This window comes from Phyllobacterium chamaecytisi, assembly GCF_020164455.1.
In the GTDB taxonomy this organism is placed as follows: domain Bacteria; phylum Pseudomonadota; class Alphaproteobacteria; order Rhizobiales; family Rhizobiaceae; genus Phyllobacterium; species Phyllobacterium chamaecytisi.
The window spans coordinates 1-26,262 of the sequence record NZ_JAIQWW010000010.1 but is presented as its reverse complement, the minus strand read 5'-3'; the positions used below and the strand labels follow the sequence as shown (position 1 = coordinate 26,262).

Genomic DNA, 26,262 nt, shown 5'->3' with positions numbered 1-26,262 from the left:
GCTTACTTGCTGCCTGTTGCCGCGCGCAACTGCCGAATGAGTTCGGCCAGTTGTGGATCATCCAGCCGCTGTCGTGCCAGCGCTTCGGCATATTTCAACGTTTCCGGGTAGCGGCGAAGCTTCAGTCCATACTGGATGGCCGCGCCGAGAAGACTGGCGTCGGTTTCTCCTCCTGCAACCGCAAGATCGAGCACCGTGAGAGCATCCTCGGTGCGCCCGGCGGAATCGAGCGCAATGGCAAGCGTTGTCTTGTACCGGCTGTTGCCGGGATCAAGCCGGATAGCCTCGTCCAGCTCCCGGATTGCTTCTGGCAGCGCTTTTTGGCGAACGAGCGACAGAGCGTGTCCATAGCGAAGATCGGCCTGATCGGGTGATACTGCGATCGCTTTTGCGTAGGCCTGTTCCGACTTTTCGTTTTGTCCTGTCGCCCGGTAAAGTTCGGCAAGGTTGATGCGAGCACCGGAGAGACCCGGATCGAGAGCGATCGCCTGGCGGAATGCTTTTTCGGCCTCGCCAGCGCGTTGCTGACCGAACAGAAAGGTCCCAAAATTGTTCTGTGTCTCGGCGACGTCGGCATTGGCCTCAACATAGGCACGCAGGTCTTGGACCGCGGTGTCGAAGTTCTTTCTCGCGTCACCCAGCAGACCGAGCGAGGGAGTGCTGCCGAGAGCGGTAACAGCCGCCACGCGCACGGCGCGTGTGTCGTCGGCAAGGAGGCGCCCAATCGCATCCAGCCGGTGTTCGGGTGGCAGATTGGCGCCGCCTTCTGCGGCCCCGAGCCGGACGAGTGGATCCGGGTCCTCCGCTGCCGCCTTTACATCAGCTGCGATGTCTATCCCGCCGACGCGGCTCATGGCGGCAACCGCGCTGCCCCGGACAATGCCCGCCTGTTCACGGTTTGCAACGATCTTTCGCAACACATCGATTGACGCGGGATCGTTCTGTGCCGCGCCGGCAAATGCATGCGCCGGCGTCGGACGCTCACGCCAGGCCTTGCCATACCATTTGTCCATGGTGTCGCCTGCCCAGGCGTTGGTTTTGCCCTCATGGCATGTCGTGCAGGCATTCGGCGTACCATAGGCTGCCGACAGGTCAGGACGCGGAATGACGAAGGAGTGGTCGCGCCGTGGGTCGACTTTCATATAGGTACGCTCGGGCATATGGCAATTCGCGCACTGCGCCCCAGTCGATCCCGCCGGGTGACGAGTGTGGGTCGAGGTATCAAAATCGCCGCCCGGATTGAATTTTACAAAGCGCTCCGGCGCCACTTTCGTATGGCATTGCGTACACAGGGCATTGCCCTGTGCTTTAAGGACAGCTTCATGCTGGGTGTGGCAGTCGAGACAGGTGACGCCTGCTCTTGCCATCTTGCTCTGCTGGAAGGAACCGTATTCGAATACCTCATCGAGAATTTGCCCGTCAGGAAAATAAAGGTCCGGACGCAGCAGCGCGGGGGAGAAATAGTCGAGGAAGGGCTTTCCGGGCTGATAGCCGTCAAAAAGCTTGGTCCGCCTTGCGTGGCAGGCAAAGCAGGCACTCGCATCGACCTTGGATAGTCCAAGATTTGAGGGAGTGGACATCTTGGCATCTCGGGATTTTTCCTCGGCCCAGGCGACGTGTTTTGCGCCGGCGCCGTGACAAGACTGACAGCCGATGCTCGTGGCGACATAGGACGATTTATATGCGTTTGTCTCCGGCTGGAAATTGGCCCGGGGATCGGTTGAGTGGCAGTCGATGCAGGTGCGGTTCCAGCGGTAGAACGGCCCCGTCCAATGAAATGTGGATCCCGGTTTTGCCGGCTTGGCTTCGCCGAGCCAGAACCATTGCTGTTTTTCGGTATCCCATGCGAGGTCGAGTGCCTGTAGCCTGCCACCGCCGATGTCGGCAAGATATTGCTGAAGCGGTTCATAGGCAAAAGTGTACTTTACTTCAAATTCTGCCTGCTTGCCGTCCGGTCCCTCGGTGCGAACGAAGAAGCGTTTATCTTGCCGAAAGAACGTTGAAACAAGGCCATTGTGTTCGAAGCTGGTATTGTTGAAATTTGCCCGCACCGACTTGTCACTGGCGATGGCCATCGCCTTGGCGTGGTTCGATTTGGCGAATGCTGCGGCCTCGTTGACGTGGCAGGATGTGCATGTGTTCTCGTCTACGAATCCCTCATGTACTGAGATCAGGGGATCAGTACCGGAAGCCGGAATATTCTCGGCGGCAACTGCCTGCTCGGCGAATGCGAGCAGAAAGCAAAGCGAAGGGACCGTCCAAAGCGCGATAGGCGAACGAGCACGCAACCGGATGTTTCGCATTACAGCCAGCACAACTTTACCCGCACCTGCATCCCATCATGACCCGGCTATTCGTCCTATTTCTCGGCAAATATCTGCTTCCAGTCGGCCTTCATGTCGACAACGGTCCACTGGTTGACGGCGGCCGCATCGAGCGCCGTATCGAGGCGCCCGAACTCCGTATTCCGGTCGTAGGCATATTCGCGTTCGGCATCCGTGTGGTGGACGATCAGCCCGAATCCCGGTTTGTCGCCCAAAGTCGTCCATTGCAGCATCTCGAGGTCGCCATCGGAATTGCCGAAGGCTGCGATAGGACGGCGGCCAATGTGCTCGTTGATACCAACGGGCTTGCCGGCCTTGTCATCAATGAAATTGACCTGCGGCAGGCGCATCAGGGTTGGCGTGCCGTCGCGCATTTCGAATTGCGTCTTGATCGACGAGCCGACGACCTGTTCGGGTGGAACGCCATAGACCTTTTCGGTCCATGGCCGCATCATCTCGATGCCGCCACCCGACACGATGAAGGTCTTGAAGCCATTGGCGCGCAGATAAGCGAGCAGTTCGAGCATCGGCTGGTAAACGAGTTCGGTGTAGGGCTTCTTGAACCGCGGATCACGCGCGGTTGCCATCCAGTCCGTCACGATCGTTTGAAACTCTTCGGCCGTCATTCCGGCATGTGTGGTCATGAGGAGTTCCACCAGGCCTTTTTCTCCGAGGGCGGCCAGCGTCTTCATATCACTCTCGAGCACTGCCTTGAATGGTTGTGTGTTCTTCCATTCGGGGTGGGATGCGGCTTCGGCCTTCACGCGGTCGATGACGAAGGCGAGCTGAACGTACATCGGATGCTCGGTCCACAATGTGCCATCATTGTCGAACACGGCGATGCGTTCCGGCTCGGCGACGAAGTCGGGTGTGTTCTCTGTGGTCACCTTCTTGACGAACTCGACGATGGCAGCCTTTGGTGCCGTGTCGTTCCATGACGGAAGCGGATCGTTTTGCGCCAATGCCGGGACAGCCAAAAGAAGGATGGCGCCGATGCCCAGCACTGCAACGCGGGCTACTTTGGCAAGATCATAAGCCTTGGACATAATGACTCTCCTTTATGCCATCTGAGCATCCCAGACGCGCCGGCAAAGCAAAAGAAGCCCCCGGTTTGAAACGGGGGCTATTTGAGTATTAATTGCCGGTTGGCATCGGAATGCTGACACCCTCTTTCGCGAGCGAGTCCCGCACCCACTGGAACTTCTCATAGTTCGAAAGCGTGATCGGTCCCGTGTAGCCAACGCTCTGCATCTTGCGCGGCGGATACTGGACATAGGTGGCCATGATCTTCTTCAACTCCTCGCCCATGACCACACCCATCCAGGTCCGCTCGGTGAAGTTGTTCATGAAGATGTCGTAGCGTTCCTGCGGGTCCTGCCAGAGGTCGAATACCTGGGGTACCGTGGCAACGTATTTTTCCGCACCCTTCCACCCGAGGTTCGAGTCGACCGCTAGTCCGCCGGTCGAGGCTCCGTCATCGCCGCGGAGGTTGAACACGAACTTGTAGTTATTGAAGCGAATGGCGCCGGGGGAGAGTTCGTTCTCGGTGAAATAGAACCAGGATTTGCGCTCGGATTTGCCCGTTCCAAGCAAGATCGGCGACATGTCGTAGCTGTCGAAGATGATGGGTTTGTCTTCGCGGTCCTTGTCGGGAAGTGGAACACCGGCGACCGAGGCGAAAGTTGCCATGAGATCGAGGCCGCCGACGACGTCATGATTCTTCGTATCGGGCTTGATCTTGCCGGGCCACACCGCAATCGCCGGGACACGGTTGCCGCCTTCGCGCAAGGTGCCCTTGGTGCCGCGGAAGGGCGTGTATCCGGCGTCCGGATAGACATCCTGCCAGGCGCCATTGTCGGTCGTGTAGAAAACAAGTGTGTTTTTGTCCATGCCTGTCTCACGCAGCTTGTCCATGATCCGGCCGATACGCGTATCGAGTTCGACAACCGAATCTGCATATTTGCTCTTCGACAGTGATTTAAGCTGGAACTCCGGTGCCGGCATGTTCGGCTGATGCACCTTCATGAAGTTGACGTTGATGAAAAAGGGCTCGTCCGGCTTCTGCGACGCTTCATCAAGGAATTCGATCGCTGCCTTCTCGACATAACCGTCAAAGAACGGAATGCCGACCACGCCTTCCTTGCCGTCGATCACTGGCGTATCTACATACTGACCATTGATCTTGAACTCTTCTGTCACCGGGCCACCCGCATTGCCGGACAGCGCGCCTTTCGTGACTTTCTGAAACATCGCCCTCAGATCCGCCGGCATGTCCGGGAACCAGGTCGGATCTGCGTACGTATAAGCGTTGAGATGATAAAGGCCGGCATATTTCATCTCGTCATAGCCTTGGGCGTTCGGCAGAGCATAGTCGGCTTCACCAAGATGCCATTTGCCGGTGAAGTACGTATGATAGCCGCCGCGCTTCAGCACCGAGGCAAGCGTCCATTCCGCTGCTGGCAGACCGCCGCCCTGGCCCTGGAAAGCCACAGTGGTCATGCCGCTGCGGTTTGGAATGCGCCCGGTCTGCATGGCGGCGCGGCCGGGCGTGCAACTCGGCTGCGCGTAGAACGAGAAGAAGCTCATGCCTTCACTCGCCAGTTTGTCGATGCTCGGGGTCGGCATGCCTCGTCCTTCGCCGCCGCCATAGGGTCCGAGATCGCCATAGCCGGTATCGTCGGAGACGATGAACAGGATGTTTGGCTTTTTTTGCGCGTCCTGCGCCTCAGCGGGTGCGAGCGCACCGCATAATATCGTCCCGGCTACCACGGTGCCAAGACGGAACTTCAGGGTTCTCCCGGTCATTTTCTGCTTCTCCCTTTGACATTACGCATTTATTTGTGACGAGATGACGGGACGGCGTTCGGTGGCCTGAATCGTCCCTCCCAGCTGTACGAAATAACGATTCGAGCAATGACTGATTGTGTGTTCGATGGTGTGCAGGTTACGCAAATTTCGCAGCAGTGAGGTGCCGTCCGTTCAAACGCCGTCTAAGTATTTTCTTCGAAGGTAGTCTATTATTAGAAATTATTCTTGGATCAGCTGTCAGTGAAGTACGTAACAGTTACAAACACGGATGTTGCCGGCAGACCCTCAAAGTTTTAATTACTCAATCTATACGGGCGGACGCCAGGAGCTATTTCGCTTGATAGTATGCCTGCACCAATCATCGCCCCGCGTCGGGATCTTCTAAAGACGCGGCATCGTCCGATCCCTTGGCCCGCTCCCTGTCCAGTCTGCCAAACTCTGTCATGATGCTGACGAGCACGCTGCCTGTCCACCCGAAGGTGAACAAACCGGATATCGCTATGACCGGTCCGAGCAACCGCCACTGGTCGGGCAGTCTTATGGTGCCTTCGCCGAGTGTGGTGTAGTTTTCCAATACGAAATAATAGCTGTCTCGCATCGAGGGAATTAAACCTCGCACAGAAATCGGAATGGCCCATATGAGGGTTTCGGCAAAATGCAACGTTGCCAGAGACGCGATGGTTGCCGCCAGCAGCAGGTTTAGCCGCCAATGTGGCGTGCTTCTTGTCATATGAATCCAGGATCTGCTGAAATGCCGATTTATGACTCTGATGCCGGCGCCATGGACGAAAATAACAATGATTAAGATCAGCGTGCCAACCGCAATTTCGAGAACAGGCTTTGTGGTTGAAAGTTCGTCCATCTTTTTATCCCCATGGTTCAAGAAGACTTGCAGTTGGCTTGTCCTCACTAGATGACTTGCATGTCCGGCCCAATCAGTCCCAAGTTAACGGTCACGTACGAATTTCTGGTGTCGAATGTTCTTCCGACAATCTCCCTGTAACCGTTACGTACTTCACTTCTTCGGTTTGGAACGACCTATATGGTTTCGGTGTATTCCAGGAGCCCGTCTCTACATTGTTCCCAACCGTCGAAGAATAGGAGTTACGAATGACTTTTTTCCATAAGTTTCTCGGGTGTGCCGCCGCGCTCATTCCTTTCGATGCAAGCGCGGAATCTGCCCAGATTGGAATGCTCGCCTGCGATGTGTCCAAAGGGATAGGTATGTTTGTCGTGGAGAAGCAAAAACTCTCCTGCACATTCAAGCCCGACAACGGCGGCAATACCGACAACTACACCGGATCAATCGACGAATTTGGGATCGCGCTCGGCGAAGTTGCATCGGGGCACCTGATCTGGGGCGTCGTTGCTGCAACCAGCGGACTTCAGGCGGGGGCGCTCGCCGGTACCTATGCCGGAGTCGGAGCAAACGCTTCAGTTGGCCCCGGCGCCGGGGCCAACATTCTTGTCGGCGGCACGGGCAAAGCATTTTCCTTGCAGCCCATTTCGGTGGAGGGACAGGAGGGCATCAACTTCGCCGGAGGAGTTACGACTGTCACTTTAAATCCAGCACCTTGATGTGACTAGCAATCAAAAAGCCGGGGGAGAGAATGTTTGTTCGAATGCGCGCTGCAATTTCAATATCGATACTGGCGACAACACTTGCAGGCTGTCAGTCGACCGGCGAAGACACTGACGGCGTGCCAGCTTCAGCGGTGCCGCCCGCCATGGATGCGACCGCTACCACTGCAGGGGGCGCGCCGGTTGACATTGCCGATCTGGTCAATGCGCCTGCCACTCGTGCTAAAAGCCAGATGCAGGCGCGAGGTTACGCATTTATCCAGCAGCAAGGTTCGACCACATACTGGTGGAATCCCAAAACGACAATCTGCGCAACAACGCTAACGAGCAAAGGCAAGTTCCAGACCATAGGAACAGCAACAGCACACTATTGCGGCCAGCCATAATCATAGTTGCACCGTCGATATAGCCGAAGTCTCCTTCGGAGCTGAGCGGACACAATTGAATGGCTGTCGACAACAAAAGGCACAGATTTTCAGATCCTCATGGTCGGCTCAAGCTTCGGGTGATCGGCAAGCCGGCCCAGTAATCTTGCCCACGCGACAAGACCCGTGCGGAAATTCGACAACCGGAAGAATTCATTCGGCGCGTGATAGTCTTCGTCCGATGTCGAGAACGAAAAAAAGATGGCCTCGGCACCGAGATATTTGCGGAATGCCGTACCGATCGGAATGGTTGCGCCCATGGCAACGCGCAAGGGGTTACTGCCAAGCAGTTCAGCAAGCACTGACTCAGCGGCAATGAGGCCGGGCAGGTTTGGGTCAACGGAAAAGGCCTCGCTGCCAAGGCCATGCGGCTCTACTTGCAAGCCATAGCCAGCGGGCAGGCTGGTCTCAAGATGGCGGGTGATAGCCTCGATCACTTTGGCAGGTTTCTGGCCGGCAACGAGGCGGCAGGTAATTTTGACGCTCGCCACGGAGGGGATCACCGTTTTCGTTCCCGGTCCCTGATAGCCGCCGAAAATGCCATTGAATTCGAGCGTCGGTTCCAGCCATTGCCGCACCAGCAGCTGGCCGCCATTCTCAATAGGATCGGGTTTGGGCGAGCCAATATCACGGTAGTAGGCATCAGCGTCGAAATGCGCCGCATCGATTGCTGTGAGGATCGTCGGGTCCAAGGGTTTCGCGCCCTCCATGAAACCGGGAACTGTGACCCGGCCTTCTGCGTTGTGCAGCAAGGCGAGCAGCTTGGAAAGCGCCCGGATCGGATTGGGTGCGCTGCCGCCGTGGCGACCGGAATGCAAATCCTTTGAGGCGCCGGTGATTGTCACATCGAGTGCGACCATTCCACGGCTCGCAACCGTCATCGACGGGCGGTCCAGCCGCCACATGGCACCATCAGCCGAGACGACCAGATCGCAGGCGAGGCGACCGCGATTGCGCTCGAGCGTGGGTTCGAAATGCTCGCTGCCGGATTCCTCCTCGCCTTCGATCAATATCTTGAGATTGACCGGCAAGCGGGCTTCGTTCTTCAGGTAGGCTTCGACGACAAGGATCGGGATCAGCAGCGGACCCTTGTCATCGGAAACGCCGCGCGCATAGAGGCGGTCATCACGTATTGTCGGCTCAAAGGGCGGCGTCATCCACTTGTCGAGCGGATCAGGCGGTTGCACATCGTAATGGCCGTAAACGAGGATGGTTGGGAGCCTGGGATCAATGATGACTTCGCCAAAAACGGCAGGGTGTCCGCCGGTGTCCCATACTTCGACCGAAGCGAAGCCTGCCTTCTTGAGACGGTTCGCCACGAATTCGGCAGCCTCCCGGATACCGTCCCGAAAAGCGGGATCGGTGCTGACGCTGGGGATGCGGCAGAACGCTTTCAAATCCTCAAGAGCATTTTCGTAATTGTCAGCAAGGTATTTCTCGACGGAATTCATTTGCCACCGTCCACACTGATGACCTGTCCGCTGATCCATTGCGCCTGGTCCGATGCGAAAAACAGAACCATGTTGGCGATGTCATCGGGCCTGCCAAGTCGCTTCAGGGCGATATTGTCGAGAAGCCGTTTTTGGCCCTCTGCTCCCATTGCCTCCCACTGCCTTTCGGTTGTCGGGTTCGACAGCACGAAGCCGGGCGCGACATTGTTGACTGTGATGTTCCAGGGACCGAGTTCATGCGCGAGCTGGCGCGTCAGTCCGATCTGACCGGCCTTCGCACTTGCATAGGCCTGTATTCCTGTCAGTGAAATGCCAAGGCCGGCACCGCTGGAAATATTGATGACCCGGCCGAATTTCTGTTGTTTCATGCTCGGGGCGACGGCCTGCGTCATGAAGAAAGCGCCGGAGAGATTGACATCGAAAATTGTCTGCCAGTCGCTCTCGGAAATTTCCTCGATGGGTCGACCCACCTGTCCGCGTACACCGCCGGCATTGTTGACCAGAATATCTGCGCCGCCATCGGCAGCCTCGATTTTTGCAACGGTTGCCTGAACCGCGCTTCTGTCGCCCACATCCAGGATATGCACAGTCGACGATGCCGCTCCGCAAAGTGCAACGGTTTCCGCGAGCCCGGCTTCATTGACGTCGCAGACATGCACGCGTGCGCCACGGCTGGCGAATGCCTGCGCGATTGCGCGGCCAAAGCCGTGGGCGGCACCCGTAACGATAACGGTTTTGCCGCTGAACTCGATGTTCATGTGCCGGCCTCCGTTCGCGCAAGCAGGTCGAGATTGGCAAGCTCAAGCGAGCGGGTCCCGGCCTCGATCTGATGGATCAATTCGACGACCTTCGCCGCGAGCGGGGTCGGTACACCGAGTGATCGCCCGATTGCGACGACAGGCCCGACCTGCGCATCGACCTCGGTCTTGCGCTTGCGGATGGCAAGATCACGCCAGATGCCGGAATGCGATTTGGCCGAGCGGCGGTTATGGGTGACCATTTCGTCGAAGGAATGCGCGGTGTCCGCGGCCGATGCGGTAGGGGCGAATGCTGCCGGATCGAACCCGTCGAACGCCTCAGGCACCACGTCGTTGGCGTTGGCGACTGCGCCGACCTCAAGCGCAAGTTTTGTCAGAATTGGCCTGTAATGCTCGTTGGCCAGCACATCCGCGATACTGTCGTTGGTGAGTGCGGTACCGAAAAGCAGCGTACCGTAAATGAGCTTGCCCCAAAGATAACCCCAGATATTGTCGGTGAGGATGGCCTTCGGCTCGAACGCCTGCATCAACGCATAAATTTGCTCGATACGCGCTGTACGCTTACCGTCCAGTTCCCCAACAACCACCGCGCCGTGGCCGCTATAATGCACGACGCCCGGCTCTAGATAATCGGCGCCGAAGTTGACGAAACAACCGATGACCCGATGCTCGCCTATAACCTTGCTGATGACCATTTCGTTGAGGCCGTTTTGTGCCGACACGACATAACCGTCTTCAGCAACATGCGGCAGCAGAGCTTTCGCCGCAGCTTCGGTGTGGTGGGCCTTCACGCACAGGAAAATGCGCTCGAACTTGCCCTGCAGACCCTCCGGGGTAAAGGCTTTGGCCTTGACGGTGTCCCGAAAGATCGGCCCCTCGATCCTTAGGCCGTTGGCATTTATTGCAGCGACATGATCGGCGGCATTGTCGACGAAAATCACCTCATGTCCCGCCCGCATGAATGCCGCTCCCAGGGTACCGCCTATTGCGCCGGCGCCCCAGATGAGGATCGGGCCGCTCATGCCCATGCTCCTTCGAGCAAGGCTCGTGTCTCTGCCACGGCGACATCCCAAATTGCCTGCATCTCTTCATCTGGACGCTCATAGTAACCGCCGAAATTGCCGTCACCGAGATAAGCTCTGACGCCTTCCGGATCCATGACGCGCAAGCGCGCAAGGTCAATCATTGGCTTCTGCCGTGTTGGCATTTGGATGCCCGGCAGCCGTGTCCAAGCAAAATTCTCCATCCACGAGGCGTGGGAGGCCACCTTGTCGATTTCCTGCACCTTGGCAAAGGTCGCCGGAGCGTTCCACCAATTGTGAAACTTGACCGCTGTCCCCGGATTGTCTGCCATCCATTCGATGGCCAGACTTCCCGCTGGCTGATTACCGCCATGGCCGTTGACGATCAGGATGCGGCGAAATCCTTGTGCCTTCAGCCCGTCCAATATATCGCGAACGATGCGCACATATGTCTCGAGGCGAAGACTGATCGTGCCGGGATAGGCCATGAAATAGGGAGTGAGACCGTAGGCAACGACCGGAAATACCGGTATCCCGAGTGGTTCTGCTGCATCCGTGGCGACTTTTTCTGACAGGATCGAGTCGACTGAGAGCGATAACTGGGCGTGTTGTTCGGTGCTTCCCAAGGGAAGAATAGCGCGGTCGTCGCTGCGTAAATACTCTTCGATTTGCTGCCAGTTTGCTTGTGAAACTTTCACGATGGTTCCCTTCCTTATTTGTCCATGCTGGCCGCGCGCAACGCATTTTCAGTTGCCGGTGGCGGAAGTCCGCCTGCTGCCCGGATGATGGGCAAGATCACTTTTTCGATATCGGCGACGTCAGGAGCGTGGCGGTATTCAATCGCTTGGGCACCGGGGCGCAGCCGGCTTGTGACCTCCTCGGCACCCGAGGCGAAGATGACAACGCTGGCATACGCGATAATTTCGTCGAGCCCCGTGGTTTCCAGCGTCGCGCCCGCAATCTCGTGGACATGCGGCGCAAACCTTTGAACGCCCGCTTTCATGATCGGCAGGAAGTCGGGGAACCGCGAGACAACAGCGATCGAAGCCAGCGAATCCAGCGAAGCCAATGCCATTCGTGTCTCTTCCGAGGGGGTAAAGCTGATGGTGACCACCTTGGTGTTCGGTACCAGGGCGGCCACTTCCCTGTGCCGGTTGGCAAAGGTTATCGCGAGGTCGGCCGAAATTGCGCGCGCGCGCGTTTCCGGGTCGCGCTCGATTGCCGAGATCGTCAACGGTTCCACCGCTACGCCTTTTCCGAGGCGGGCAGCGATGAAACGCGCATAGCTGGCGGTCGCTTCCGGAAATAGCCCGATCATGACGATGCGCATGCGTTGGCCAAGGCTTTCGCGGTAGAAGACTCTTGAGCTGACCAATGAGACAAACTCGGCAGAGCGAATGCCAAGGGCGCGACTCTCCTCGATCAATGCATCGATGTTGCGATGCAAATTGGTTTGGTCCGAACGGCCGGCGAGCCTTGCCTGCAAACTGTCGCTGACAAATGTACCTGAACCTGGACGTGCGTCGATCAATCCTTCGGCTTTCAAATCAGCATAAACCTGGCTGACCGTCATCGGCGCCACGCCGATCTTCTCCGCAAGCTCGCGCACGGAAGGAAGAGCTTCGCCCGGAAGCAATTCCCCACAGGCGATGCCGTACTCTATGAGCCCATGGAGTTGTGTTCGCAGCGGAACCGGCAAATCGCGGTCGATGAAGAATTCCATGAACCCAGTCTTTGGCTGTTCTAATAGACTAATACGATTATACCGGGCGCGTCCTAATCGCAAGGCCAGAGCGAGCCAAGTCAGCAAATTATAAACTGTTGACAGCGCCGAAGGTAAGTGAAATCGTTATACCCAATAAGAACACTTAGGTAGTTCACAACAAAGGGGAATACGAATGAAAAAGATCGCCAAGGCGGCTCTTGCCGCCGTATTGCTCGTCGGTACGAGCCTTTCCGCCGTTGCGGTGGAAAGGGGTGGTGTCATGACCTATGGGCGTTACGCTGACAGCCTCTTTCTTGATCCGGTGCTCAACGACGCCAACGTCGACATCTGGATCCTGTCCAACCTCTACGACACGCTACTCCTTCCCACAGATGATGGCAAAGGGGTTCAGGCTGGACTCGCCACCGAATGGAAGGTTTCCGACGACGGGATGAGCGTCAACCTCACATTGCGTGACGGCATCCAATTTTCCGACGGCTCGCCCATCACACCGGCCGACGTGGCCTGGTCGCTGAAGCGTGCCGCCAACAAGGACAACGGCATTTGGAACTTCCTCGTAAGTTCCATCGACGATGTAACGACTGATGGCGACAAAACGGTCGTCCTCAAGTTGAAGCATCCTGACCCGGCCATCCTTGCTGCATTGACCGTGTTCAACACCGCGATCTTGCCTCAGAAGGTATTCGAGGCTGCTGCCGGTGCCACCGACGCGGACAAAGCAAAGGTATTTGCCGAGCATCCGGTCAGTTCCGGCCCATTCGTGCTGCAATCGTGGGATCGTGGATCAACGATGAAGCTTGTTCGCAACGAGCACTACTGGGGGAAGGGGGAAGACGGTAAGCCTTTGCCTTATCTTGACGGCGTTACCTTCGAAGTCCTGCCGGATGATGCCACGCGCATTTTGAAGTTGAATTCTGGCGAGATCGACGGGGCGGAATTCATTCCCTATTCGCGCGTCGAAGAATTGAAGTCCGCCGGCAACCTCAATATGGAGTTGTTCCCTTCGACCCGCGTGCAGTATGTCACGATGAATGCACGGCCGCAGATCAAGGGTAAGGACAATCCGCTATCCAATCCAAAAGTGCGTCAGGCAATGAACTACGCCGTCAACAAGGACGCAATCATTGCGATCGTAACGCACGGCGTCGGCAAGCCTCTGACGTCTTACATGTCTTCGGCCACGCCGATGCATACGGGCGACAAGCCACTCTATGCCTATGATATCGAAAAGGCGAAGAGCCTGATGAAGGAGGCCGGATTCGAAAAGGGTTTCGATACGAGCATCCTCGTCCTTGCGGGTAATCAGGATGAAATCGGCATTGCGACCGCGCTACAGCAGATGTGGGCGGAACTCGGCATCAAACTTGAGCTGCAGCAGGTGGACAATGCCACCCGTACCCAGCAATATCGCGATGGCGTTTTCACAATGCGTGAGGCTGCATGGACCGACGATATTGCGGATCCAAACGAGATCACATCGTATTTCGTCTATTCGCCCACCATCGATGCTTTGCACACGGGTTGGAAAAACGAGGAAGCGGACAAGCTCTTCGATGCGTCGCAGAAAGAGATCGATGCTACCAAGCGCGCGGCTCAATATGCTCGCATCCAGGAGATCTATAACGCTGAAGGACCGATCGTGCCGCTCTACGAGACACCCTATCCCGTGGCGCTAAGCAAGAAGGTGCATGGCTTCCTGCAGATACCGCTTGGCAACAATTTCTTCGGTCGCGCTTGGCTGGATAAGTAACTGGAGTTCAGGTGCATATCGCGGGTGGTTGACATGTCACCCGCGCTCACTCTGGATACTCATGCAAAACATCGGGAGCGGCGCATTGCCACTTTTCAGTTTCGTTCTGCGCCGCATTCTTCAAATGATCCCGACGGTGGTATTTATCCTCGTCGTCACCTTCGTCCTGGTGAGGCTTCTGCCTGGTGATCCCGCCAGCGCCATGCTCGGCGATCGCGCTATCGATGCCGACGTTAAGCGTATCAATGCCAGCCTTGGGCTGGACAAGCCGATCCCCGTTCAATTCCTGTATTTCGTCAAGAACGTCTTCACCGGCGATCTTGGCACGTCAATCGCACTGAAGCTGCCTGTGACGACCATCATCATGCAACGCTTGCCAGTGACACTGATGCTGACCTTGATGGCAGCGTTGCTGGCCCTCGTTCTCGCCGTGCCACTGGCGTTCCTTGCCGCACTGAGGCGGGAACAGACCGCCGACGCGGTCATTCGAGGCACATTCCAGGTCGGATTGTCGATGCCTGTGTTTTATGTTGGTATCCTGATGTTGACCGTCTTCGGCGCAACATTGAAGTGGTTCCCGGTCGGTGGCTATGGCGACACGTTTGCCGACAGGCTCTATCACCTGTTTCTGCCGGCTTTGACACTGGCGTTCAGCTTTTCTGCCGTGTTGATGCGCAATTTGCGGTCCTCGATCATAGGCGTCATCAACGCTGAATATGTCGATTTCGCCCGGGCCAAAGGGCTGCGACCCCGCATTATCATGACCAGACATGTGCTGCGCAACGCTCTGATATCGACGGTCACTTTGTTTGGACTGCAGATCGGTACGCTCTTTGGCGGAGCAGTCATTACCGAGACGGTTTTTGCCGTGCCTGGCGCCGGCCGTCTCATGATCGACAGTATTTACGGCCGCGATTACCCTGTGCTGCAAGGATTGACGATTGCGCTCGCGGTTCTGGTATCGCTGACATTTCTGGCAACCGACATTTTTCAAGCCTGGCTTGACCCGCGGGTTGCCCGATGAGCGTTGCTGTTGAGAAAATTGGGCTGTACCCAAGATTCCGGCGGCTTGCATTGCCACGTACGTTGATTTCCGGCGCGATAATCATTGGTGTGAGTTTGCTTATCGCATTCTTTCCAGCGCTGTTTGCCCCCTATGATCCCATTGCGTTTGACTATAAAGCCCTGCTGAAGGGGCCGACATTGGCGCATCCGTTCGGAACCGACAGTTTTGGCCGCGATGTCCTGTCCCGTGTGATCCATGCCTATACGATCGATATGCAGATCGCCGTGTTCGCAACGGTCGGGCCGTTCATCTTTGGAACGATTGTTGGAGCCTATGTCGGCTATGCGGGCGGCTTGGCGGAGGCGATTTTCGGCCGCGTCGTGGATGCAGTCATCACATTCCCATTTCTGGTTCTCGTTATCGCGATCGTCTCGGTTCTGGGGCCTGGCCTCGGCAATATGTACGTTGCTGTCGGCATTGTTGGCTGGGTATTCTATGCCCGCCTCGTCGCGGCCGAAGTCAAGGTGCAGAAACGTCTGGACTACGCCGATGCAGGACGGGTCATGGGATATACGCCGATGCGGATCGTCTTTCGCCACCTCCTGCCCAATGCAATCACGCCTGCTATCGTCTACTGGATGACCGATATGGCGCTGGCGATCCTTTTGGGATCAAGTCTTGGGTACCTCGGGCTTGGCGCCCAGCCGCCCGCTGCCGAATGGGGCGTGCAGATCGCCGATGGCAAGAACTTCATGAGCACGGCATGGTGGATTTCTGTCTTTCCCGGAATCGCTATTGTCATAACCGGTCTCGGTTTCAGCCTCCTCGGCGATGGGCTGGCCCAGCTTCTGAGGGTACGCAGATGAGCGTGGCAATCGATACTGGTCTTGGCCTTACCGTTCGTGGTCTGACAACGCTTTTTAACACGCCTCGCGGCATGGCGCTCGCCGTTGCTGATGTCGATCTCGACGTTGCGCCCGGAGAAATGGTCGGGCTCGTCGGCGAATCCGGTTCAGGCAAAAGCGTGACTCTGCGCTCTATCATGGGGCTCATTCAGACACCGGGTCATGTCACGGGTAGGGTCGAGTGGGGCGGACGCGATCTGGTTGCCATGCCGGCCGAAGAGCTCCGGCGGATCCGCGGCAGTGAAATCGCGATGATTTTTCAGGAACCGATGACCGCGCTCAATCCGGTGCTGCCTGTTGGGCTGCAACTTGAGGAAAATCTCGTGGCCCATATGCGGCTGAATGCGCGCGAGCGGCGGGCGAGGGCGCTGGAGTTGATGAATACCGTCGGCATACCGGCGGCGGAACGGCGGCTTAATGAATATCCGCATCAGTTTTCCGGCGGTATGCGTCAACGCGCCATGATCGCCATCGCGCTGGCCTGTTCGCCAAAGCTGCTTCTCGCTGACGAACCGACCACCGCTCTCGACGTCACCATCCAGGACCAGATCCTCAAATTGCTGCTTGATCTGCGCGACAGACTGGCGATGAGTGTCGTGCTCGTTACCCACGATCTCGGTGTCATTGCCGGGACGTGCGATCGCATGGCGGTGATGTATGCCGGGCGCATCGTCGAGATGGGAACGGTGATCGATGTGTTCCGACAGCCTCGCCATCCCTACACGCGCGGCTTGCTCGGGTCTGTGCCGCGTGCTGGCGCCGTCCGAACCATGCTTTCATCGATCGAGGGGACGCCGCCGAGCCTGACGGATCTTCCGGCAGGATGCGCATTCCACCCGCGTTGCAGCTTTGCAACCGATATATGCAGGCAGGAGCGGCCGCCGCTGCTGTCGCTTGGTAATGAGCGGAAGGCGGCCTGTTTCCATCATGATCGCGTCGCAGCCGCGGAGGCGATCCTTTGAACGCTGTCCCAATCATCTCCGTCGATGGGGTCTCCAAGCAATTTGGCGCATCGTCTTCTTTCATGCGGCGCTTGGCCGGCGAGCCGCGATTGGCAGTCCATGCGTTGAACAATGTCAGCTTCGAGGTGCATCGCGGTGAGACGCTTGGTATCGTCGGCGAATCCGGTTGCGGCAAATCCACCTTGGCACGGTGCCTGGTGCGTTTGCTGGATCCGGATGACGGCGCCATCCGTTTTGAGGGCAGGGACATCGCGACTTTGCGATCTGTCGAGCGCCGCGCCTTTAACAAACGCGTGCAAATGATATTCCAGGACCCGTACGGCTCGCTCAATCCACGGATGACAGTCAGCCAAGTCTTGAATGAAGCTCTGTCGGTGCATCGCATGCGTCCTAAAGGGGATATTCCGGCCCGCATTACCGAACTTCTCGATCTCGTGCGGCTGCCGCACGATGCGGCATCCCGCTATCCGCATGAGTTTTCCGGGGGCCAGCGTCAGCGCATCGGCATTGCCCGAGCGCTCGCAGTGGAACCCGATGTCATTGTGGCGGACGAACTCGTCTCGGCACTCGATGTGTCCGTTCAAGCGCAGGTTATCAATCTGCTGTTGCGGCTGCAGGAGGAGTTGCACCTCACGCTGATTTTCGTCGCACATGATTTGCGGCTGGTGCGTCATATTTCGCATCGCGTTGCGGTTATGTATCTCGGGCAGATGATGGAAATAGGACCGTCGGAAAGTCTGTTTGCCTCGCCGCGCCATCCGTATTCGAAAGCACTGCTCGATGCGGCGCCCGAACTTGACCCGACGCAACGGTCGAGGGTCGTTGCGGCACGTGGTGAATTGCCGAGCCCGCTGGATGTTCCGCCAGGTTGCCCGTTCGCCAGTCGCTGTCCGCATGTATTCGACCGCTGCCGGGTCGAAAGGCCGGCACTGACCAAGCGAGCTTCAGAACACAGCGCCGCCTGCCATCTTGTCGATTTTGGCGCCATGCCATCGGCACTGGCGGATGCGGTCTGATTGCCGCTGATGCATTGTCGAACTTGAGGAACCCCGGATGAGCTTTACCACCTTTGAAAGCGAAGTCGCCAAGGTCAACGATATCCTGTGCGCGGTTAACCTGTTGACCTGGGATTCACGCACGATGATGCCGCCTGGAGGTGTTGATGCACGCGGCAAGCAGATCGCGACGCTTGTTGGTCTTGCCCGCGATATCGCGACCGGCGACCGAATGATGAAAGCAATTGAAAGCGCCCGCGCCGGTACAGATGGCGATCCCTTGCAGCGCGCTGCCGTCGAGCAGGCAGCGGCATCAATAGGTGTGCTGTCGCGCATCCCGGCAAGACTTGTCTCGGCGGCCGCCGAGCTCAAGACGAATGCACAGGCGGCATGGAAACAGGCGCGCAGCGTCGATGATTTCGCGGCCTTCGCGCCGTGGCTCGAACCGACCATGGAGATGCAGCGCGAGATCGCGTCGGCGATTGGCTATGATGCGCATCCTTATGATGCGCTGGTTTCGACTTACGAGCCGGAAATGACCTGGGCGAAATTGCGCGAACTCTACGGGGAGTTGCAGAAGTCGTTGGTTCCCTTGCTGGCCGAGGCTCGACAAGCGCGGCCAGTGCGCACGGAGATTCTCGATCGCACTTACCCGATTGAACGCCAGCGAGCATTTTCCAGTATGATTTCCGAGCGTTTCGGCTACGATTTCAACAGGGGTCGTCTTGACGATACGGTTCATCCATTCGAAATCTCCTTCACCAGCGCCGATGTTCGTATCACAGGTCGGTTCCGCGAAGACTGGCTCCCAGGCGGCCTTTTTGCGGTCTGGCATGAAGCTGGTCACGGAATGTATGAGCAAGGGGTAGAGGCGCGCTTTAGCCGCTCGGCATTCACAACCGACTTCATCAACCTTTATGCTGTGGGCGGCAGCAGCTTCGGCACTCACGAGTCACAGTCGCGCCTTTGGGAAAATCGCGTTGGCCGCTCTCGCCGGTTCTGGGAGATTCATTTCGATGAACTGCGCAGCTTCTTTCCCGAACAACTCGCCGATGTTTCGGTCGAGGATTTTTGGCGGGTCGTCAACGCACCGCGTCCCAGCCTGATTCGGGTCGAGGCAGATGAACTCACCTATGATCTCCACATCATGCTGCGGTCGGAGATAGAAGCGGGGCTAATCACCGGAGAAATCCGGGTGGGTGATTTGCCGGCCATCTGGCGGGACAAGATGCAGTCCTATCTTGGTTTGGATGTTCCAAACGATACGCTTGGCGTACTTCAGGACGTGCATTGGTCATCGGGTATGGTGGGATCGTTCCCGACCTATACGATCGGCAACATCATGTCCTCGCAATTCTTCGCCAGTGCGAAGGCTGTTCCTGCGGTGAAAGAGGGGTTGGATACGGGCGACTACACTCCTTTGAAGACTTGGCTGAACGAGAATGTTCATCAATATGGGCGGTCGCGGACACCGGGCGAATTGCTGCAGCAGGCGACCGGTTCGCCACTGTCAGTTGCTAATTATGTCGCTGATCTGAAGCGCAAGGTTGCCGATCTCGCGGTGTAATTGTCGCTTGGCATCCAAACGTAAGAATGCAGTGGATGGGACGCCGGAATCGATATCGTCACTCCTTGTCGTCAATCGAAAGATGGACGCGACTTAAAGCGATGAAGCGGTTACAGTCCGGCGTTCTTGCATTTAAATCATAATTTGGGGGTCATTTGGAACGCCGGCTGAGCGCTATATTCGCTGCTGACATCGTGGGCTACAGTCATCTCATGGGCATAGATGAAGAAGGTACGTTGAACAGGTTCAAGTGCCATCGCAGTGAACTGATTGACCCCTTGATCAATGACCATAAAGGTCGAACCTTTAAGCTGACCGGAGATGGCATGCTGGTTGAGTTCGCCAGCGTGATCAACGCTGTCGCCTGCGCCGCCGATATCCAGCGTGGCATGGCAGAACGTAACCAGGGCGTGCCTAAGGACCACCGCATCGATTTGCGAATAGGAATCAATCTAGGTGACATAATCGTCGAGGACGGCGACATATTTGGAGACGGTGTCAACGTTGCAGCCCGTCTGGAAGGCATTGCCGACGCCGGTTGTATCGCGGTGGCAGCATCAGTACGCGATCAAGTGGGCTCCCGGTTAAATTTGAAGTTCATAGACAAAGGCGAACATGCACTTAAGAACATCAAGCAAAATATCCGTGTTTATACAATCGGTTTTGGCAGTCCATCCGGCATAGAAGCCACCACTCAGACGATAGTTGGCCCGCTTGATCAGCTACAAAAAACCATAGCCGTCTTGCCATTCACCAATATGAGTCGCGATCCCGAACAAGAGTATTTTTCTGATGGTATCACTGAGGACATCATCACGGATTTATCAAAGATTTCCAGCCTTCACGTCGTGGCACGCAATACCGTGTTCACTTACAAGGGCAGGTCCGTGAAGATTAAACAGGTCGGGCAGGATCTTGGCGTCCGTTATGTTTTGGAAGGCAGTGTGCGCAAGGTCGGAGAGCGTGTCCGGATAACCGGGCAGCTGATCGACGCGCTGTATGGTGGCCACATGTGGGCCGAACGATATGACCGGGATCTGACCGACATTTTCGCCATACAGGATGAAATAACCCACGCGATCGTCAGCCAGCTGAAAATCAAGCTCTTGCCGGAAGAGCTAGAAGCAATCGACACTGAGCCAACCGGGAATGTCGAAGCTTATACCTATTATTTGCGGGGACGGCAGTTTTCGCATGCCTGGACCAAATCATATCTTCATTTGGCGCGGCGCATGTTCTGCAAGGCAGTGGAATTGGATCCAGATTATGCCCGGGCCTACGCAGGCATTGCTGACTGCGAGGCAGCATTGCGCGACTGGCAACCGGATGACTTCCCGCTGGAAAGAATTTCAGCTATGGCCGCCAAAGCGCTCGAGCTGGATCCAAATTTAGCCGAAGCGCACGCATCCCGGGGATTGGCTCTACATCAGGCCGGTCATGATGAAGAGGCCGCGGCCTCGTTCGAGCGCGCACTCGCGATCGATCAGGGACTTCACGAAGCCAATTTCCACTATGCTCGCTTCTTTTACATGCGCGGTAACTTCGAGTCTGCGGTGCACTATTTCAGACAAGCTGCCGAGTTGAAGCCGGATGATTATCTCTCGCCCATCCATTTAATGAGCGCATATAGCTCTCTCGGTAAAGTGGCGGAAACCGAGAGCTGGGCTCGTGTTGGAGTATGGCGGGCGGAACAGGCTCTGGCCAAAAATCCGGAAAACTCCGGACCAGCCCATCGTGGTGCATTGGCTTGGGCGCACCTTGGTGACCCTCAACGGGCCCGGGAGTGGGCTGACCGGGCATTGGCTATCGATCCAGATGATGTGGTAGCGCAGTACAACGTTGCCTGCGTGTACTCGATCATAGGTGAGATCGAGAAAGCTATCCGATTGCTGCAGAGTGTCCTTCCCAAAAGTTCGTACTATCAGACTATGTGGTTCAAGAATGATTCCGATTTAAACGCTATCAGAGGCGATGTTCGAGTCTTGAAAATGTTTGAACTTATCGAGGAGGAGAAGCGGCTTACCGTGTGAATACCTAAGCGGTGATTTGCAAGGAGCAGTTTTCTCATCACGAAGCAACAATCACCGTCGGTGCCTCAAAGACGCGATTGTCACTCCGCGCGCCAAAGCCATGCGTATGCCCAACTCATATCCAAGAGTCCTGCCATACGGGTGCCAGCTCCATATATCTCCAATGTCACCATCCTGTTGATCGAGTCCAGCAGGCCGCCCTCAAATCAGGATTGGACATTCGTCCTCAACTACATTTCCCAAAATGACAACGCCATCCCCGCGACGGCGCGCGACGACCGTTCCCCAAAATATAGATAGTAGCGTTCAGGACGTTGACAGAACCTCAAAACGAAAATACGTTTCTAGATGTGGACCGACGTTCCATATAGAGGAACATACATCGAGCCGGAGGACGAGGAAACCGCTCGCGGGTTCGTCGAAGCAGTCGATCCACAGGAACGAAGGTTGAAGCTTTCGCGTACGGCGGAGGCGTGGCGACTGGCCGGCGGAAGCCGGGGGTCGGCGAGGTGTTTCCGGGTTGCTTTGGGAGGAGAACCGATGATCGACCGCGACAAACAAGGCGCTGAGGGCGGACACACCCTGAACGATCACCTGTATGACGACACACTCGCACATGAACACGGACCCGATGCCGATCACGATCACGATGACTACGGTCCGCCCGAGCCGCTTTCGAGCAATCCCATCTGGATTCAGGACAATGTTTTTCTAGCAAGCGTGGGCATCGACATTGGTTCGTCCGGAACACAGGTGATTTTTTCGAAGATTCATCTTCGACGCAGTGGTGAAGACCTGACGAGCCGGTACATCATCGTTTCGCGCGAAACACTCTACCAATCCCCGGTACGGTTTACACCCTACGAAAGCGAAGCGCTGATCGATGCCCGGGCGTTGGGAGAAATTATCGACGACGCCTATGCCGCCGCGAGACTTTCTCCAGATGCCATCGACACTGGCGCAGTCATCCTAACGGGAGAAGCGCTCCGCCGAGAGAATGCCAATGCGATCGCTTCGATCCTGGCAGCGCAAGGTGGCCAGTTCGTTTGTGCCGCGGCCGGCCATCATATGGAAGCGATGCTCGCCGCCTATGGATCCGGTGCCGCGCGGCGCAGTTTCGACCAGGGAACGCGGCTCCTTAATATCGACATTGGCGGCGGCACGACAAAGCTCGCGCTGGTGGATCATGGCCAGATCTTGGCGACGGCGGCCTATCACGTCGGTGGTCGTCTTCAGGTCGTGGATGAGGGCGGGCGGATCATACGGCTCGATCCGGCGGGCCGGCACCACGCACAGCGGGCAGGCTTCGATTGGTCAGAGGGTGACCGGATCGACGTCGGTGATCTCGATCGCGTCGCGTCCATCATGGCTGATACGCTGACCGCAGCCATTGTCAGTCGGGACCCGGGCGAGGATGTGACTCATCTCTTTCTTACGGATCGCCTGCCGGAACTCGGCGACCTCGACGGGGTAGTTATCTCTGGAGGTGTTGGCGAATTCGTCTATGGCCGGGAAACACGGGATTTCGGCGATCTCGGCTCTCGGCTTGGCCTAGCCTTGCGTTATCGGCTGGACAACGGCGCGATACCCTGGCCGCTTGTTGAGGCGGGCGAGTGCATTCGCGCTACCGCGCTCGGCGCTTCCGAATATAGCATCCAGCTCAGCGGTAACACCTGTTTCTTGTCGGACCCCGGCACTCTGCTGCCGCAGCGGAACCTTCAGGTCCTGCGTCCGCCCGTCGCTCTCTCCAAAGAAATCGATGCGGTCGGGATCGGGCAGACGATCCAGCGGCATCTTCAACTGTTTGATGTCGTTGCTACCAGCCCCAACGTTGCGCTCGCCTTCGAATGGGGCGGTACACCTGAATATGCGCGTATCCGCGCCTTCGCAGAGGCCGTCGAAACCGGCCTTCGTGTACTGATCGATGCGGGTCAACCGTTATTTGTGATGCTCGATGGTGACATTGCCATGACGCTCGGTGCGATCCTCAAAGAGGAACTTGGTGTGCCTGGCGAAGTTCTCGTGCTGGACGGCCTCGCATTACGGGATTTTGATTTTGTCGATCTTGGCCGTCTCCGGCTCCCATCGAGGACGGTGCCAGTGACGGTGAAATCCCTCGTGTTCAATGAAAGTGCCTCAAATCCGGGCAAACCTCAGCGCCTGCACCACCGCGAAAGGGTGGTCAGTCCCCCCCATTCGCATTCGCATGCGACGCATCATCACCATCATGGTTCTGACCATCATGATCATGACTCGGATCACGGTCACCATCACGGCCATTCTCACAGCACGCCATCCGAATTGCGGACGGACGTGGCAACGAAAGAAAGCCGGTAGACACCTGCAGTACCATCAAGAAAGGAAAGCCAGATGGCGAAAGACGCGCTCGTTTCCGAGGACATGGCAAACAAGTTCGCCACCGAAAAGGAAACGCCTTATACGCGCTGGATAAGAGATGAGGGGCTTGATATCATCCCTGCGCTCTACGTACGAAATCTCAGGACTGTACCCCTGAAGCCCTGGGCGCGGCGTGGCGGTAACGCCGTCTTCGTCAATCATGATGCATCGCGGACCTCCAACGACAGCTATGTGATGGAGATCCCCGCGGGCAAGTCACTTGCGCCACATCGCCAGCTTTACGAGGAAATGATCCTCGTGCTTGAGGGACGTGGATCGACCACCGTATGGAACGACGCCGGCAAAACGATCAGCTTCGAGTGGCAGGCAGGCTCGCTCTTTGCCATTCCTCTCAATACGCTGCACCAACATTTCAACGGTTCGGGTCAGCAGCCTGCGCGCTACATCGGCGTTACGAATGCGCCTCCTATCATCAATCTCTATGAAGACCTCGATTTCGTCTTCAATTCAAAACACGACTTTCCCAATCGTTTCTCTGGCGAACCGAATTATTTCAGTAACAAGGGCGAGCAAAAGGGTCTGCTGCTCGAAACTAACTTCGTTGCGGATGCAGTGAGCCTGCCATTGATCAGTGCCAAGGAACGCGGCGCCGGGGGCGGTCACATCCGCTTCAATATGGCGAAGGGCTCGATGAACAGCCACATTTCGCAGTTTCCGGTCGGGACCTACAAGAAGGGGCATGCCCATGGCCCCGGTGCGTATGTCATCATTCTCAGTGGTGAAGGCTACTCCTTGATGTGGCCGGAGGGCGAGGAACCGAGGCGCTACGAATGGGAGGTGGGCACGCTGATCGTTCCGCCGAACATGTGGTTCCATCAGCATTTCAACACGGGCAAGACACCGGCGCGCTACCTCGCTTTCAAGCACGAGGTGGTTTCCATACGCAATGCGCAAGGTGTTCCAAAAGCATGGATCAGCCGGCGTCTTGGCGGGGATCAGATCGACTATGCCGACGAGAGCGAATTGGTGCGGACGATGTTTGCCGAATCGCTGGCTAAAAACGGCCTGTCGCCACGAATGGAATCTGCCTACGAGACCGAGCTTGCGGATTTGCCGCCGAGGTAGACACCCACGACAGAAGACTCAGAAATCCAATAGGGAGGAACAATCATGAAAAAGCATTCTTGCGAGGGCCAGGCGATATCCCGGCGTCAGATCTTGTTGGGATTCGCCACAACGTTACTGACGTCGCTTCTGGTTACAACGCCCGTCTTGGCGCAGACCAGCATCGCGGAGCTTGCCGCATACGACGGTGCGGATCGCATGCAAAAACTGATCGACGGCGCGAAACAGGAAGGCACGCTGACCATCTACACGTCCGCGCCCGTCGATGACATGACCGCGCTCACAAGCGCTTTCACAGAGAAATACGGTGTAAAGGTCGAGGTCTGGCGCGGCAGTTCTGAAGACGTTCTTCAGCGCGGCGTCGCGGAGACCCGCGCGGGTCGTTATACCGCCGATATTCTCGAAACCAATGGCCCGGAGCTCGAGGCCTTGACGCGCGAGAACATATTGCAGCCGGTCTCCTCACCGACGTTCAACCAGATATTACCCTCCGCCCTCTTCGAGCATCGAAGCTGGATCGGAACGCGGCTCAACGTCATCACGTCGGCGTACAATACCAATCTGGTGCAGGCCGCCGATGTACCGAAGACGTGGACCGATTTCCTGAACCCTGCATTCAAGGGCAAGCTGGGCATTGAGGCCGAGGACTTCGACTGGCTCGCTGCCGTGGTGAAGAACTTTCCTTCGGAAGCCGAGGGGATCGATTTCTTCAAGAAACTTGCCGCCGCCAACGGTCTTTCAGTACGCAAGGGTCATACTTTGCTGACCAATCTTACAGCGTCTGGCGAAGTGCCTATGTCGATGACCGTCTACCAGTACAAGGCGCAGCAACTGAAACAGGACGGCGCCCCGATAGAATGGTTCGGCATTGCGCCCATTCCAGCTCGCGTCAATGGCATCGGGGTTTCACGTCACTCGACCCATCCGCATGCGGCGCTCCTTTTTTATGAGTTTGAACTGACCGATGCTCAATCGATCCTGGCGAAGCGCGGCTTCACTCCGACAAACATATCGCTGTTTCCTTTGCCAGAGAATCTCAAGCTCAGCGTGATCGATTCAAAAATCGTCCTCGATGAGGGGAAGAAATGGCGAAACGTTTTCGACGAAGTCGTTTCTGCAAAGCCATAGAACAGATCCATTGAACAGTTGAGCGGCCCATGCCGCGTCGAGCTGGTCATGCCCCACTTTTAGTTGATGCCGCATTCTCATTGAATCTTTTACTAAGTCACTGCATAGTTTGGGAAGATATGAGTGTTAGGTTTTAGCAATGTACGCTGAACGAGCATATTTTGATGTGGAAGAACGTCGTCGCGACAAGCAGCGGGACCGCGATCTCGACTGCGCACGACTCGTGAGAGGTGAGCTCCAAGCCTCTGATTTATTGAGGAAAAATGGACTATTCTCTTCGTTTAGGCCAGATCAAATGAGTATGGGCCAACGCAGGGTACGCATGCATATCGAATGAATGA

Annotated in this window: 21 protein-coding genes; 12 read left to right on the top strand and 9 right to left on the bottom strand. The window is 56.8% G+C overall.

Going from position 1 to position 26,262, the window contains the following annotated elements:
• Positions 1-2: 2 nt before the first annotated feature.
• From LB462_RS16315 to LB462_RS16300, 4 genes are all read right to left on the bottom strand, one after another.
• Positions 3-2,303 carry a tetratricopeptide repeat protein gene (locus LB462_RS16315; protein WP_224510067.1) on the bottom strand — a complete coding sequence of 767 codons (2,301 nt, stop codon included), beginning with the start codon at positions 2,301-2,303 and terminating at the stop codon, positions 3-5.
• Between the two features lie 56 nt (positions 2,304-2,359).
• Entirely contained in the window at positions 2,360-3,370 is a 1,011-nt protein-coding gene (locus LB462_RS16310; RefSeq protein ID WP_224510064.1) for an HAD family hydrolase, read from the bottom strand.
• A gap of 88 nt (positions 3,371-3,458) precedes the next feature.
• Positions 3,459-5,129 carry an arylsulfatase gene (locus LB462_RS16305; RefSeq protein ID WP_224510046.1) on the bottom strand — a complete coding sequence of 557 codons (1,671 nt, stop codon included), beginning with the start codon at positions 5,127-5,129 and terminating at the stop codon, positions 3,459-3,461.
• A 361-nt stretch (positions 5,130-5,490) separates the two neighbouring features.
• Positions 5,491-5,994 (bottom strand): two pore domain potassium channel family protein, encoded by a 504-nt coding sequence (locus tag LB462_RS16300; protein WP_224510044.1) that lies wholly within the window; start codon positions 5,992-5,994, stop codon positions 5,491-5,493.
• Between the two features lie 248 nt (positions 5,995-6,242).
• Here LB462_RS16300 and LB462_RS16295 point away from each other — a divergent pair, with 248 nt between their 5' ends.
• Together LB462_RS16295 and LB462_RS16290 are read left to right on the top strand one after the other, a co-directional pair.
• On the top strand, positions 6,243-6,710 hold the full coding sequence (locus tag LB462_RS16295) for a DUF992 domain-containing protein (protein ID WP_224510042.1): 468 nt from the start codon (positions 6,243-6,245) through the stop codon (positions 6,708-6,710).
• A gap of 32 nt (positions 6,711-6,742) precedes the next feature.
• Entirely contained in the window at positions 6,743-7,099 is a 357-nt protein-coding gene (locus LB462_RS16290; RefSeq protein WP_224510039.1) for a hypothetical protein, read from the top strand.
• Between the two features lie 89 nt (positions 7,100-7,188).
• Here LB462_RS16290 and LB462_RS16285 read toward each other — a convergent pair whose 3' ends face one another.
• Genes LB462_RS16285 through LB462_RS16265 form a run of 5 tightly spaced genes read right to left on the bottom strand, consistent with a single transcriptional unit; the run spans position 7,189 to position 12,092 of the window.
• Entirely contained in the window at positions 7,189-8,589 is a 1,401-nt protein-coding gene (locus tag LB462_RS16285; protein ID WP_224510036.1) for a dipeptidase, read from the bottom strand.
• Positions 8,586-9,347, bottom strand: coding sequence for an SDR family NAD(P)-dependent oxidoreductase (locus LB462_RS16280; protein ID WP_224510033.1), 762 nt, complete (start codon positions 9,345-9,347; stop codon positions 8,586-8,588). The genes LB462_RS16285 and LB462_RS16280 overlap by 4 nt, the downstream gene beginning before the upstream one ends.
• The gene (locus tag LB462_RS16275) at positions 9,344-10,369 is read right to left on the bottom strand and encodes a ketopantoate reductase family protein (protein ID WP_224510029.1); all 1,026 of its coding nucleotides are present in this window, start codon (positions 10,367-10,369) and stop codon (positions 9,344-9,346) included. The genes LB462_RS16280 and LB462_RS16275 overlap by 4 nt, the downstream gene beginning before the upstream one ends.
• Positions 10,366-11,067 (bottom strand): creatininase family protein, encoded by a 702-nt coding sequence (locus tag LB462_RS16270; protein WP_224510012.1) that lies wholly within the window; start codon positions 11,065-11,067, stop codon positions 10,366-10,368. Before LB462_RS16270 ends, LB462_RS16275 begins: the two co-directional genes overlap by 4 nt.
• A 14-nt stretch (positions 11,068-11,081) precedes the next feature.
• Positions 11,082-12,092, bottom strand: coding sequence for a GntR family transcriptional regulator (locus LB462_RS16265; protein WP_224510010.1), 1,011 nt, complete (start codon positions 12,090-12,092; stop codon positions 11,082-11,084).
• Positions 12,093-12,267: 175 nt separating this feature from the next.
• Here LB462_RS16265 and LB462_RS16260 point away from each other — a divergent pair, with 175 nt between their 5' ends.
• The 10 genes from LB462_RS16260 to LB462_RS16215 all read left to right on the top strand — a co-directional run bounded on the left by LB462_RS16260 (position 12,268) and on the right by LB462_RS16215 (position 25,921).
• On the top strand, positions 12,268-13,845 hold the full coding sequence (locus LB462_RS16260) for an ABC transporter substrate-binding protein (protein WP_224510007.1): 1,578 nt from the start codon (positions 12,268-12,270) through the stop codon (positions 13,843-13,845).
• Positions 13,846-13,930: 85 nt separating this feature from the next.
• A complete protein-coding gene (locus LB462_RS16255; protein ID WP_224510005.1) occupies positions 13,931-14,869 on the top strand; it encodes an ABC transporter permease in 939 nt (312 codons plus the stop codon).
• Positions 14,866-15,717 (top strand): ABC transporter permease, encoded by an 852-nt coding sequence (locus LB462_RS16250; protein ID WP_224510002.1) that lies wholly within the window; start codon positions 14,866-14,868, stop codon positions 15,715-15,717. Before LB462_RS16255 ends, LB462_RS16250 begins: the two co-directional genes overlap by 4 nt.
• A complete protein-coding gene (locus LB462_RS16245) occupies positions 15,714-16,718 on the top strand; it encodes an ABC transporter ATP-binding protein (RefSeq protein WP_224509998.1) in 1,005 nt (334 codons plus the stop codon). Before LB462_RS16250 ends, LB462_RS16245 begins: the two co-directional genes overlap by 4 nt.
• On the top strand, positions 16,715-17,734 hold the full coding sequence (locus LB462_RS16240) for an ABC transporter ATP-binding protein (RefSeq protein ID WP_224509996.1): 1,020 nt from the start codon (positions 16,715-16,717) through the stop codon (positions 17,732-17,734). Before LB462_RS16245 ends, LB462_RS16240 begins: the two co-directional genes overlap by 4 nt.
• 37 nt (positions 17,735-17,771) lie before the next feature.
• Positions 17,772-19,280 (top strand): gluzincin family metallopeptidase, encoded by a 1,509-nt coding sequence (locus LB462_RS16235; RefSeq protein ID WP_224509977.1) that lies wholly within the window; start codon positions 17,772-17,774, stop codon positions 19,278-19,280.
• A gap of 155 nt (positions 19,281-19,435) precedes the next feature.
• Positions 19,436-21,310, top strand: a complete 1,875-nt coding sequence (locus tag LB462_RS16230; RefSeq protein WP_224509974.1) for a TPR end-of-group domain-containing protein — start codon at positions 19,436-19,438, stop codon at positions 21,308-21,310.
• Between the two features lie 540 nt (positions 21,311-21,850).
• Positions 21,851-23,647, top strand: a complete 1,797-nt coding sequence (locus tag LB462_RS16225) for an ethanolamine ammonia-lyase reactivating factor EutA (protein WP_224509971.1) — start codon at positions 21,851-21,853, stop codon at positions 23,645-23,647.
• 33 nt (positions 23,648-23,680) lie between these two features.
• Positions 23,681-24,793 (top strand): cupin domain-containing protein, encoded by a 1,113-nt coding sequence (locus LB462_RS16220; protein WP_224509968.1) that lies wholly within the window; start codon positions 23,681-23,683, stop codon positions 24,791-24,793.
• A 45-nt stretch (positions 24,794-24,838) separates the two neighbouring features.
• Positions 24,839-25,921, top strand: coding sequence for an ABC transporter substrate-binding protein (locus LB462_RS16215; protein ID WP_224509966.1), 1,083 nt, complete (start codon positions 24,839-24,841; stop codon positions 25,919-25,921).
• Positions 25,922-26,262 lie beyond the last annotated feature (341 nt).